This window comes from Lentibacter algarum (assembly GCF_018860975.1).
GTDB lineage: Bacteria > Pseudomonadota > Alphaproteobacteria > Rhodobacterales > Rhodobacteraceae > Lentibacter > Lentibacter algarum_A.
Genome location: NZ_JAHKQI010000002.1, coordinates 1 through 12,526, shown reverse-complemented (window position 1 = coordinate 12,526; position 12,526 = coordinate 1). Strand labels below are relative to the sequence as shown.

9 protein-coding genes, 1 tRNA gene and 1 pseudogene are annotated in these 12,526 nt (G+C 54.5%); 2 read left to right on the top strand and 9 right to left on the bottom strand.

The features are described from left to right. The 7 genes from queG to KO498_RS00675 form a co-directional block, all read right to left on the bottom strand. Complete coding sequence (queG, locus tag KO498_RS00705) at positions 1-1,035, bottom strand: tRNA epoxyqueuosine(34) reductase QueG (protein WP_215957952.1); 1,035 nt, start codon at positions 1,033-1,035, stop codon at positions 1-3. Between the two features lie 15 nt (positions 1,036-1,050). Beyond that, positions 1,051-1,716 (bottom strand): FtsZ-binding protein FzlA, encoded by a 666-nt coding sequence (gene fzlA, locus KO498_RS00700; RefSeq protein WP_215957951.1) that lies wholly within the window; start codon positions 1,714-1,716, stop codon positions 1,051-1,053. Between the two features lie 52 nt (positions 1,717-1,768). Continuing rightward, entirely contained in the window at positions 1,769-2,533 is a 765-nt protein-coding gene (mtgA, locus tag KO498_RS00695; protein ID WP_215957950.1) for a monofunctional biosynthetic peptidoglycan transglycosylase, read from the bottom strand. Positions 2,534-2,568: 35 nt separating this feature from the next. Then, complete coding sequence (gene gltB / locus KO498_RS00690) at positions 2,569-7,107, bottom strand: glutamate synthase large subunit (RefSeq protein ID WP_215957949.1); 4,539 nt, start codon at positions 7,105-7,107, stop codon at positions 2,569-2,571. Further along, a complete protein-coding gene (locus tag KO498_RS00685) occupies positions 7,104-7,529 on the bottom strand; it encodes a GFA family protein (RefSeq protein ID WP_215957948.1) in 426 nt (141 codons plus the stop codon). The genes gltB and KO498_RS00685 overlap by 4 nt, the downstream gene beginning before the upstream one ends. Then, positions 7,526-8,191: a hypothetical protein gene (locus KO498_RS00680; protein WP_215957947.1), complete on the bottom strand. Its 666-nt coding sequence runs from the start codon at positions 8,189-8,191 to the stop codon at positions 7,526-7,528. The genes KO498_RS00685 and KO498_RS00680 overlap by 4 nt, the downstream gene beginning before the upstream one ends. Before the next feature lie 71 nt (positions 8,192-8,262). Beyond that, on the bottom strand, positions 8,263-9,696 hold the full coding sequence (locus tag KO498_RS00675; RefSeq protein WP_215957946.1) for an NAD(P)-dependent oxidoreductase: 1,434 nt from the start codon (positions 9,694-9,696) through the stop codon (positions 8,263-8,265). A 212-nt stretch (positions 9,697-9,908) separates the two neighbouring features. On the opposite strand from KO498_RS00675, the gene KO498_RS00670 reads away from it, so the two are divergent. After that, the gene (locus tag KO498_RS00670) at positions 9,909-10,712 is read left to right on the top strand and encodes an undecaprenyl-diphosphate phosphatase (protein ID WP_215957945.1); all 804 of its coding nucleotides are present in this window, start codon (positions 9,909-9,911) and stop codon (positions 10,710-10,712) included. Here the strand turns inward: KO498_RS00670 and KO498_RS00665 are convergent. Then, positions 10,709-11,689, bottom strand: a complete 981-nt coding sequence (locus tag KO498_RS00665; RefSeq protein ID WP_215957944.1) for a complex I NDUFA9 subunit family protein — start codon at positions 11,687-11,689, stop codon at positions 10,709-10,711. The two genes, KO498_RS00670 and KO498_RS00665, sit on opposite strands and share 4 nt — an antisense overlap. Positions 11,690-11,832: 143 nt before the next feature. Here KO498_RS00665 and KO498_RS00660 point away from each other — a divergent pair. Then, a tRNA-Leu gene (locus KO498_RS00660) sits at positions 11,833-11,919 on the top strand. A 285-nt stretch (positions 11,920-12,204) separates the two neighbouring features. Here KO498_RS00660 and KO498_RS18460 read toward each other — a convergent pair. Continuing rightward, positions 12,205-12,526, bottom strand: a pseudogene (locus KO498_RS18460) (DDE-type integrase/transposase/recombinase); the annotation flags it as partial.

Here is a 12,526-nt window from a genome sequence, read left to right as displayed (position 1 = left end):
TTATGTGGTTGTCAGCCGTTCAACAGCCCAAAGTGCCGCGTCGCGCACTGTATCGTCGTCATCAGCTAGCAGCTCGGTGGCAACCTCAAGCAAGTGTGGCGCTTCCGAGTTGCCAATCGCGTAGAGGACATTGCGCACAAAACGGTTTCTGCCAATACGTTTAACGGGGCTACCGGAAAACAATGTTCTGAAAGCGGCATCATCAAGCCGCGCAAGCTTCTCCAGTGGGGGTTTTTGCAAATCATCACGAGGCTTGAGTCGCATCTCGCGGGCTTCAACCGCGAACTTGTTCCAGGGACATACCGCAAGGCAATCATCGCAGCCATAAATCCGGTTTCCGAGGGCAGGGCGCAAGGCGACGTCCACTGGCCCGCTATGCTCGATCGTCAGATAAGAAATACAGCGCCGCGCGTCGAGTTGATAGGGTTGAGGGAAGGCATCAGTTGGGCAAACTTCAAGACACCGCGTGCAGTTTCCACAATGGTCAACCTCAGCTTCGTTCTTAGGCAAATCGAGCGTGGTGAACACCGATCCGATGAAAAACCAGTTACCTAAGTCACGGCTAACAAGGTTAGTGTGCTTGCCCTGCCAACCAAGGCCCGAGGCTTGCCCAAGCGGCTTTTCCGCGACAGGAGCGGTGTCAACAAACACTTTAACCTCGCCGCCGGCCTCGGCGATAAGCCAACGCGCCAAGCGCTTTAGGCCCTTCTTCACCAAATCATGATAGTCGCGGTTTTGGGCATAAACAGAGACTGTCCCAGCGTCCTTATGCTTTAGCGCTACAAGGGGGTCGCCCTCGGGGGCATAGCTGACAGCAAGCATGATAACCGAACGTGCTTCAGGCCAAAGAGCAGCAGGGTTGCCACGCCAATGCGCTCGTTCGGCGAGCCAACTCATCTGGCCTTGACGCTCATGTTCAAGAAACTCGGTCAGGCGCGGAGGAACATGCGGCACATCTGTAGGTGCGCAGATCATGCAGGCGTCAAAACCCTCTTCAAAAGCCTGTTGTTTCAGCTTTTTGGCAAGCGTTTCCATCGCGCTGCCAACCTATCAAAAGTCGAGGTCAGCGTAATGTGCAGGAGGGGGAAAGCCAGGAACCTGATCTGCGAGAATGCTGCGGAAAGCAGGGCGCGACTTGATCTTCGCATACCAGTCTTTCACTGTTTCCGAGCGGTTCCAGTCAACATCGGAGATATAGTCAAGAGACGACAAATGCGCAGCAGCGGCAAAGTCGGCGAGCGACATTTTGTCACCAGCAAGCCAACGGCGTTCATCAAGCAGCCACGCCATATAATCCAAATGAAACTTGATTGCTTTCGCGCCTTCCTTGACATTTTTGCTGTCAGGATAGCCTTGGCCCATCACCTTTTTGTTCACCCGTTCGTAAACCAGCTTCGAGGTGACTTCATTGTGGAACTTGTCATCAAACCAACCAACCAACCGGCGCACTTCATAGCGGCTCTCTGGGTCGGTAGGCATAAGGGAAACTTCGGGGTAAAGCTCTTCCAGATACTCACAAATCGCCGCGCTCTCTGACATGGTGCGCCCGTCGATCTTGATAACGGGAACTTTGGCGGCAGGATTGCGGCGCAAAAAATCAGCGTCTTTCTCCCAGTAGCGCTCTTCCACGAGTTCACACTCAATCTTCTTCTCAGCGAGGCTCAACCGAACCTTGCGGCAGAAAGGGGAAAGCGGGACGTGAAACAGCTTGGCCATAGATCAACTCATCTTTGCGTATGTCTCTCAATGCAACTTTGCGAGCAAAACTTCAACTCTCGAAACAACTCGCACGCCCGTCTCGGCGGATTGTCTCAGCACCGTCCAAAATCTGGCGGGTGCGTTTGCGCACGTATCCCGATGGTTTTGAGGCTGAGCGCTGCTTGGGGGAGGGCAAAATTGCTGCCAAACGTGCAGCCTGAAGAGGGCTTAGCTTTGACGGCGGCACGCCAAAGTAATGCTGTGCCGCAGCCTCAATTCCGAATACGCCCTCATCAAACTCAGCGAGGTTTAGATAGACTTCAAGAATACGTCGTTTGCTCCAGAAAACTTCAACAAGCGGAGTGATCACGGCCTCAAGCGCCTTTCGACTCCAATTGCGCCCGTGCCAGAGGTAGGCATTTTTCACAACTTGCTGGCTAAGCGTGGAAGCTCCGCGGCCTGAACCTTCGGCCAATGCAGCTCTTATGGCTGTCATGTCGAAACCCCAGTGCTCGCAAAAGCCGGCGTCTTCGGCCGCAACAACAGAGCGTGCGACAACCGGAGCGATATCTGCTATCGGAACCCAGAGATGATCAACGCCGCCTAACCTCCGCGCTTCTTGCCGCATGTAGTAGCCCTGTCCGGGGTTGAAAACACTATGTGCAGCAACAACTCCGACGACGATCACAACGACAATCAGCAGCATGCGCCAAAACCACCGCTTGAGCCATCTCAGCGGTTGGAACTTTCGTTCAGGTGTTTTCTTGGTCGTTTTCCTAGCCACGGTTTCTCTATACGTGTTTGTCACCGGCACGAAAAGGGGCGCATCCAGCATGTAGATGCGCCCCATCGTTGGTGTTGTTACAGCGCCTACTCAGCAGGAACAGCTTGGCTCTCGTCGCTCAAAGGATGAGTGAGATTGTTGAGCATTTCCTTAGGGCAAACTTGCAGGAAGAAGTGCTTTTCAACATCCCAGTTCTGCAAGATATCATAGGCTTTCATGCTGCCAGTTTCAGAGCAGTGCCGTTCAACAAGCCCCTTGAGTTGATCTTCCCAGTGCGCAACCGTCACAGGGCAAGTTACCAGCGTTTCAAGGTTCATCAGCTTTTCGGCATCACCAAGCGGATTGTACAGATAGGCCATGCCGCCTGTCATCCCAGCGCCAAAGTTTGCGCCGATGCTTCCAAGAATAACAGCAATGCCGCCTGTCATATACTCACAGCCGTTGCTGCCGCAGCCTTCGATAACAACGCTCGCGCCCGAGTTGCGCACAGCAAACCGCTCTCCGGCACGACCTGCAGCAAAAAGTTTGCCGTCGGTCGCGCCGTAAAGCACGGTGTTGCCAATGATAGTATTGTCTGACGCCGTCAGCGGGCTGTTCATAGGTGGGCGCACCACGATCATGCCGCCAGAAAGGCCCTTGCCGACATAGTCGTTGGCATCACCAGAAACCTCAAGCTTAAGCCCAGGCGCCAAGAACGCGCCAAGCGACTGGCCCGCGCTGCCTGTAAGTTTCACGGTCAGGTGGTCTTCCTGCAGGTCGTTACGCATGCCAAAGTTTTGCACAATGTGGCTTGAGGTGCGTGTGCCGACAGTTCGGTGGGTGTTCTGAACCGCGTAAGAAAGCTGCATCTTTTCGCCGTCTTCCAAAAAGCGGCGAGCGTCACGCACGATCTCTTTGTCAAGCGTATCCGGCACTTTGTTGCGTTTGCGCGTCCGGTTATACTTGATCTCCTTAGCGCTATCCACGCAGATGAGCAGGGGGTTCAAATCCAGATCATCAAGGTGCGCCGACCCACGCGAAACCTGACTGAGCAAGTCGGCACGGCCGATCACTTCATCAAGGCTCTTGGCACCAATCTCGGCCAAGATTTCTCGCACTTCCTGCGCATAGAATGTGATCAGGTTCACAACCTTGTCGGCGTTGCCAGTGAACTTGTCGCGCAGTGCTTCGTCTTGTGTGCACACGCCGACCGGGCAGGTGTTGCTTTGACATTGACGAACCATGATACAGCCCATCGCAATCAGTGCAGCTGTGCCGATGCCATATTCTTCAGCACCGAGCATCGCGGCCATAACAACGTCACGCCCAGTGCGCAGCCCGCCGTCAGTGCGCAAAGTTACGCGATCACGCAGCTTGTTCATCGCCAGCACTTGGTGCGCTTCGGTCAAGCCCATCTCCCAAGGCAAGCCAGCAAACTTGATGCTGGTCGCAGGTGAGGCACCCGTGCCGCCGTTGTGGCCCGAAATCAAGATCACATCGGCTTTGGCCTTCGCAACACCGGCAGCGATCGTCCCAACACCACTTTGCGCAACGAGCTTCACAGTCACCTTACAACGCGGATTGATCTGTTTGAGATCATAGATCAGCTGCGCAAGGTCCTCGATGCTATAGATGTCGTGGTGAGGAGGGGGGCTGATCAGCGTCACGCCCTTTGTCGAATGCCGCAAGCGAGCAATCAAGTCAGTCACTTTCATGCCCGGCAGCTGCCCGCCTTCACCCGGCTTTGCACCCTGCGCAACCTTGATCTCAAGTTCTTCGCATTGGTTCAAATACTCGGCTGTAACACCAAACCGCCCAGAGGCAACCTGCTTGATCTTCGCAGACGGGTTGTCTCCGTTTGCCTCGGGGAAGAAGTGTGCAGGGTCTTCACCACCCTCACCACTATCTGACTTTGCCCCAATTCGGTTCATCGCCACGTTCAGTGTTTTGTGCGCCTCGGGGCTCAATGCCCCAAGCGACATGCCTGGCGTCACAAAGCGTTTGCGAATGCTGGTTATGCTCTCGACGTCCTCCAGCGGGATGGCCTCGCCAAGCGGTTTGATCGCCAGCAAGTCGCGCAAGTTGATCGGCGGATTGCTCTGCATCATCTTTGAGTATTGCTTCCACATCGCAAAACTGGCTCTGTTACAAGCCGCTTGCAAGAGGTGCATATTGCTCGCACCCCATGCGTGTGTTTCGCCCGATTTACGGGCTTTATAGAAGCCACCAATCGGCAATACATCTGCACCATTTTTCCAGCCTTGAGCATGAATAGAGACTGCCTTCTCCTGAATGCCTCGAATGCCAATACCGCTGATCCGGCTTGTAAGGCCGGGGAAAAACTCGGCGCACATCGCGCGGCTCAACCCGATAGCTTCAAAGTTCATACCACCACGATACGAGGAAACAACGCTGATGCCCATTTTGGCCATGATCTTGAGCATGCCCTGATCAACAGCTTCGCGGTAGCGCGCCATGTTTTCCGTCAAAGTGCCGTCAAGCAGGCCGCGGCGGATACGGTCAGCAACACTATCTTCCGCCAGATAGGGGTTCACAACAGTCGCGCCACAGCCGACCAAAACAGCAAAGTAATGTGGATCAATACACTCGGCAGAGCGCACATTGAGCGAGCAGAATGTCCGTAGCCCCTTGCGTGTTAGCCAAGAGTGAACAGCACTCGTCGCCAAGATCATCGGGATGGCAACACGGCCTTCGCCTTGGTGTTCGTCGGTCAGCAGAAGATGCCCCGCGCCAGAGCGAACAGCATCTTCAGCGCGCTCGCGTATTTGCGTTAGAGCGTCATGCAGCCCGTTTGCGCCTGCATCGGCATCAAAGGAGCAGTCGATCTCAACAAGCTCGGCGTTGAAATGCTTGGTCAGCTCGGCCCATTGCGCATTGGCCACAAACGGGCTTTCTACAACCAAGATCTCGGTTTGCGAGCTGCTCTGGTCGAGCACGTTCTTGAGGTTACCAAAACGCGTTTTCAGGCTCATCACCCGAAACTCTCGCAAGCTGTCGATCGGCGGGTTTGTCACCTGACTAAAGTTCTGGCGGAAATAATGCGACAGTGGGCGATACTGTTTTGACAGCACGGCGCTGGGGGTATCGTCGCCCATCGAGGCCAGTGTTTCTTTACCGTCTTCACACATTGGCGCAAGGATCTGTTCCAGCTCTTCCATGCTGTAGCCAGCGGCGATTTGGCGTTTGCGCAATTCCTCGCCTTCAAACAAAACAGTCTCTGTTACACCAGAAAGCGCTTCTTCCAGTTCGTTGATGCTACCGACCCATTTTCCAAAAGGTTGTGCCGAAGCCATCTTGTCCTTGATCTCGGTGTCGTGGAAAAGCGCACCGTCTTTCATATCAACCGCAATGATCTGCCCAGGCCCAAGCGCGCCTTTCTCGACAACATTTGCTTCGTCAATCGGCACCATGCCTGCTTCGGAACCGGCGATCAAAAGCCCGTCGCCTGTCACCACATAGCGCATGGGGCGTAGGCCGTTGCGGTCGAGTCCCGCACACACCCACCGGCCATCTGTCATCGCCAGCGCAGCAGGGCCGTCCCACGGCTCCATCACCGAGTTACAATAGCTGTACATGTCGCGCCACGCTTGGGGCAACTCAACCGCTTGCTTGCTCCAGCTTTCAGGCACCAGCATGGTCTTGGCCATGGGCGCATCACGGCCTGCGCGGACGAGCACCTCAAACACCGCATCCAGCGCGGCAGAATCTGACGATCCCGGCTGCACAATCGGCTTGATGTCTTCTGCCAGCTCTCCAAAAAAGCTGCTCGCCATGCGAATTTCGTGACTCTTCATCCAGTTCACGTTGCCTTTGAGCGTGTTTACCTCGCCGTTGTGCGCCAGCATGCGGAAAGGCTGCGCGAGCCACCACTGCGGGAATGTGTTGGTCGAATACCGCTGGTGATAAATCGCAAAGGCGCTCTCGAAGCGCTCATCCATCAAGTCAGGGTAAAACACCGCGACTTGCTCGGCGAGCATCATGCCTTTGTAGATCACCGAGCGGCAGGATAGCGAACTCACATATAGCCCCTGTATGCCAGCCGCCGTCACAGCCTTTTCAATGCGGCGACGGATAACATAAAGCTCTCGCTCGAACTGCTCTTCATCAACACCCTTGCCATTTGAGATCAGGATCTGCTCGATCTCGGGGCGCGTCGCATTGGCCTTTTCGCCAAGGCAACTCACTTCAACAGGCACATGCCGCCAGCCGTAAATATGGTAGCCCAAGCGAAGCACTTCAGTTTCGACGATCGTGCGGCAAGCTTCTTGCGCGCTAAAGTTGGTGCGTGGCAAAAAGATCTGCCCAACAGCCATCAGTTCATCAAGGCGTGGCTCGTGTCCGGTGCGTTTGATCTGATCATAAAAGAAGTCCACCGGAATTTGCACATGAATGCCCGCGCCGTCACCTGTCTTGCCATCAGCATCAACAGCCCCTCGGTGCCAGATCGCTTTAAGCGCCGCGATACCGTTTTCAACGACCTGCCGGCTCGGCTTTCCGTCGATAGAAACAACTAGTCCAACGCCGCAAGAAGAGTGCTCTTCTTCTTCGCTATAGAGCCCGTTCTCGGTCATCCACTTGCGTTTGGCTTCTTCGGCGGCGGCCCAGTTCTCATCAAATTTGGTCATGGTTTGTCTCCCATTGGCGAAGGATATTCGGCTTCGTATTCGTTTTGCGTGGCACGTTTGTGTGGGCCGGCAAGGTGCGCCCAACACAGGGCGTGATCGGTGTATATTTCTGATGTCAAAGGCCAGTCGCGCGTTGCGTCAAACAGGCCTGGCATCATGTCATAGTTTGGTTCGCCCGCATCTTGCATATACAAATGCGAGCCGCACTTCGGGCAAAACGAGCGCGTCGAAGTCGGTGAAGATTGGTAGGTTTCTACAGCACCGGCAACAGTTACGTCTTTGGCGGGGAAGCTGGAAAACACCGCACCCGACCAGCGCTTGCACATGTCACAATGGCACACACCAACCCAACCTGCCGGATCACGCACCGTGATTTTGACGGCTCCGCATAGGCACTGTCCTTTTAACAGGTTTCTGCTCATTGCTCACCGCATCCATATGGTGAAGTTACCGAGCCAAACCCGTCATCTCCGGGAAAGACAATTTCCTTGGGGTCTTGTTCGCGCATGCCAACACGGCCCATCATTCTCTGGGTGCTGCGCCCTTCAAAGAAGAGGTTTTTCTCTTTTGAAACAAAGATTTCGATCTCCCAAACCGAATCTAAGTCACGGTTGTTCGGGTTCACAATGAACAACCGCTTGGCGACTCCTTTGCGCATTTCGACGCCGCTCAAAGTGACGGTCTCGTCACTGAGGGTGAACGTGTTTTCAACGCCAATCGGGCGGTCTCTTACGACGCGGGTCTTGAAGGTGCCTTTGCGTTTGCCAGTGGCTGTACCGGTTTCGGCCAGTTCCTCAAGCGTCATACCATGGCCGCTTGTGGTATCTATGGACGCGGTAAATGAGTTTGCTTCAGAGACATAGCCTCGCAAGTCCCAGCCGTGGCCAAAGATGTGGCGGTCAACACGAGTGCCGTTTGTGTAGGTGTCCTCGGTGAAGCCGCTTCCACACCTCATCACAATCGTCGCGGTGCAGTTGGTTTTCAGTACGTTTGCAATCGGAACACAACCCTCAGGAAAGCTCACATCGGCCATAGCTGGTGCGCCGGCTATGAGGGCAAATAAAACTGTAGCGATACGTTTCATGTTCAAATTCCTTTCACCATTCACGGCAGGCTTACCGCGCCGTAACCTTAGCACAAATCCAGCCTTCCGGCCTATTCAGCGGCGATATCCTTGCGGTTATACAGACGGTCGATGATAGCATCTGCACAGTCGCGTCCATCTTTGATCGCCCAAACAACAAGGCTTGCACCACGCACGATGTCGCCAACTGCATAAACGTTGTCGAGGTCGGTCTCGCCAGTGGTGAAAGCTGCCTTAACCGTGCCCCAGCGGGTCACAGGTAAATCAGCGCATCCCCAGAGCATCGGAAGGTCTTCCGGCTCAAAGCCAAGAGCCTTAATCACCAGATCAGCCTTCTCGTTATAGTCGGCCCCTTCGATAACTTCTGGGCTTTGCCGTCCGCTCGCATCCGGCGCACCAAGGCGCATTTTTTGCACCTTAACAGCGCTGACAGCATCACCGACAAAGCCTGAAGGCGCCGCAAGCCACTCGAAGATAACGCCTTCTTCTTCGGCGTTTTGCACTTCGCGCTGCGAGCCGGGCATGTTTGCGCGGTCACGACGATACAAGCACTTCACGCTCTCCGCTCCTTGTCTGATAGCTGTGCGAACACAATCCATAGCTGTGTCACCACCGCCAATAACAACAACGTTCTTTCCCTTGGCAAACAACTCACCACTGTCGATCTCGGGAACGGTGTCTCCAAAGTTCAGCCGGTTGGATGCAGTGAGATAATCAATCGCATTGACGATGCCCTTCGCGCCAGCTCCAGGCCCTTGCAAGTCTCTAGTTTTATAGACGCCAGTGGCGATAACAACAGCCTCATGCTTGGCGCGGATATCGTCAAAACTCAGGTCGACACCGACGGTGCAGTTGAGAACAAACTGCACGCCGCCTTGCTCAAGCTGGTCGATCCGCCGCATGACGATATCTTTCTCTAGCTTGAAGCCGGGGATGCCATAGGTCATCAAACCGCCAGCGCGATCGTAGCGGTCATAAACCGTAACTTGCACACCTTGAGCGCGCAGTCGCTCTGCCGCCGCAAGGCCGCCGGGCCCGGCGCCGATGATGCCAACACTCTCTTCGCGCTCAACGCTTGGCTTGACGGGTGTCACCCAACCATTTTCCCACGCGGTGTCAGTGATGTATTTTTCGACAGCGCCGATGGTCACAGTGCCGTGGCCCGAGCTCTCAATCACGCAATTGCCTTCACACAGGCGGTCTTGCGGGCAAATGCGGCCGCAGATCTCGGGGAAGGTGTTTGTCTCTTGGCTGACTTGGTATGCCTCTTCAAGGCGTCCGGTTGCGGTAAGGTTCAACCAATCAGGTATGTTGTTGTGAAGCGGGCAGTGGTTCTGACAGTAAGGAACTCCACATTGGCTGCACCGGCTCGCCTGTTCGGCGGCCTTGGCCTTGGCGAATTCCGCATAGATCTCATCGAAATCCGCATTGCGTGTTCGTGCCGCCCTCTTTTCAGGCATGTCCCGTTCTACAGTAACAAACTTCAACATCGGTTGCTTAGCCACAGCCCGTCTCCTTTTTCCGTTCAGTTGGTCTAGTCTACCAGCCAGAGAAATAAAAGTCATAACTACTGACATAATGTCGAGAAAATGAATGCGAAACTCAACAATCAGGAAAAAATTCTCAAATTAAAGTTCCGAATCGGACTTAATATCAAACTTCCCTTCCGCGTGAACCCGTTTATACCTGCTGAAAAGTCATAACAGCAGGCGTCCGCATGCCCCTTTATCTTCTGATTCTCGTCGCTTTCGTGCAGGGTATCACCGAGTTCTTGCCCGTATCGTCGTCAGGGCACTTGATCCTGATCTCCGAGCTCAGCACAGCGCAGGATCAGGGCCAAGCCATAGACGTAGCCGTGCACGTCGGCACACTCTTTGCTGTTGCCCTCTATTTCTGGCGAGACGTATCGCTTGGCCTAGCGGGCATACCACGAATGCTGACTGGTCGTATCGACACAGTGGGCTCAAAACTCGCATTCCTGCTGCTCATTGCTACAATTCCAGCAATCGTGTTTGGCCTGTTTCTAAAGCTCACAGGTATTAGCGATATGATGCGCTCGATGACAGTGATTGGTTGGACAATGCTCCTGTTTGGCCTCCTTCTTTGGTGGGCAGACCGTCGTGGAAGCACCGAGAAAACCGATGCAGACTGGACACTGAGCGACGCCATCAAAATGGGCCTCTGGCAAGCAGTGGCGCTCATTCCGGGCACGTCACGTTCAGGTATTTGCATTACCGCCGGGCGCATGTTGGGTTACTCTCGCCAAGACGCCGCCAAAATCGCGATGCTTATGTCGATCCCGACAATCATCGCATCGGGCGCGCTCCTGGGGGCTGAGGTAATAGCAACGGCCGATGCACAGGTTGCTCGCGATGGCGCAATCGCCGCGGCCTTCGCTTTTGTAGCGGCGTTCTTTGCCTTGGGCATCATGATGCGCCTGTTACGCACGGTCAGCTACACGCCATATGTCATCTACCGCATCGGGCTAGGAGTCATCTTGTTAGGGCTGGCTTATAGTTAGATCTTCAAGTTTTTGGCGGAATCACGGATGGCATCATACTGCCCCGACGGACGGTAACGCCATAGATAACTGTCAATAACCGACTCGGCTGCAACTGGCTTTATGCCCAAATCCGCAAGTGTCTTTGCACTGTCCGAAACAACGCTATCCGAACCCAGCTGTTTAACCTGATCGCGCGTAATCAAACCGTTTCTAAACAATCCTAGCGAAAGTGTCTGCATCAGATCAAAACCCCAAGCCATGATCCGGCCCATGAACATCGGCAGCTTGATCACGATCTTCTCGCGGTTCACTTCTTGCATCACCTGATCGACCCACCCACGCAGGCTCTTGGCTTCTGGCCCGCCAAGTTCGAAAGTGCCATGTGCTTCTCCGTTAACACCTTTCACGGCGGCAAGAGCTACATCTTCAACATAAACGGGCTGGAACATTGTACCTCCACCAACCAAAGGCAGGAAAGGCCCCATACGTGTCATGCTGGCAAACCTGTTAAAAAATCCGTCTTCCGGCCCGAAGATAACACTAGGGCGCAAGATCATAGCGCGCGGGAAGTGTTGCAAAACACCTTCCTCGCCAGCGCGCTTAGAGGCTGCATATTCGCTCTTCTCGTCAGCCTCGATCCCAAGTGCCGAGATATGCACCAGCGTGCCAACACTGTGTGCCGCAGCAATCCGAGCCACACGTTCGGCGCCTTCGTGCTGCACGGCGTCAAAGTTGTTGCGGCCTTTGCGGTCGAACGTGCCAACACAGTTCACCACAGCATCGGCGCCCGTCATAACAGCGGCTACGCTCGCATCGTCGCGGATATTGCAGAACACCGGTTCGACTTGCCCGACAACACCGTAGGGCTTCACATGCAAGGCCTCGTTCGGACGGCGCACCGCAACCCGAACCCGCCAGCCATCCGCCGCCAGCTTTTGCGCAATATAACGCCCGACAAACCCTGATCCGCCGAAAATAGTTACAAGCTTGGTCATGCGAGGCCTCCGAAATTCAAAACTAGCCTTTTGTTACGCTTGAATAGCAAAATCGGCAAGGTGATATGACAGTTTGCACCTAAATGCCGCGAATGTCGTTGACAGTGCTCGAACCCCACCTTAAATCGCGTTTCACGACACCTGCCCAGGTGGCGGAATTGGTAGACGCGCTAGCTTCAGGTGCTAGTGTTCGTAAGGACGTGGAGGTTCGAGTCCTCTCCTGGGCACCAAATTTCGTTGATTTCGTTATGTTTACATGGTGTTAGTGGGCAAACCACTTCACAAACGCTACACAAGATGGCGTTAAGAACATGAGGCTTTCAATGGACCTACCGCACCTCAAGCTGTCGAAAACAGGCAACGCAAAGTATCGGCGGCGTGTCACATCGCCCCAGTTAAGGGTGGTGCTGGGTAAATCCGCTGTTGAATGGTCGCTCTAGACCTGTGACCCGCTTGAGATGGGACTGTTGCGTTATACGGCTTAGGTCAGTTTGTTGTTGGGTGGATGTGGTTGGTCATGGAGCTTCGAACAGTTGGCCGATAAACTGGATCTCCCCTTTGACACCTGGTTGTATTTGATGGATGTGGCCGCGTTTGATTGTTCGGATGGTCTCGATGCCGCTGAGCGTCGCCTTGGCTGTTCGCAAAGATCGGAAACTTTGGCGGTATCCTAGTAGGCGTTTCATTCAGGCGTGGTCGCTCTCGATCAGGTTGTTTTGCCACTTTCTATCGATATGCAGGATGCTGTCAAAATCTGGATCATAGTGGTGATTGATCTCGCGGATTACCCGTCGATATGAGTGGGCCTTGTCCGTTACGATCGTGACCGGTCTGTGT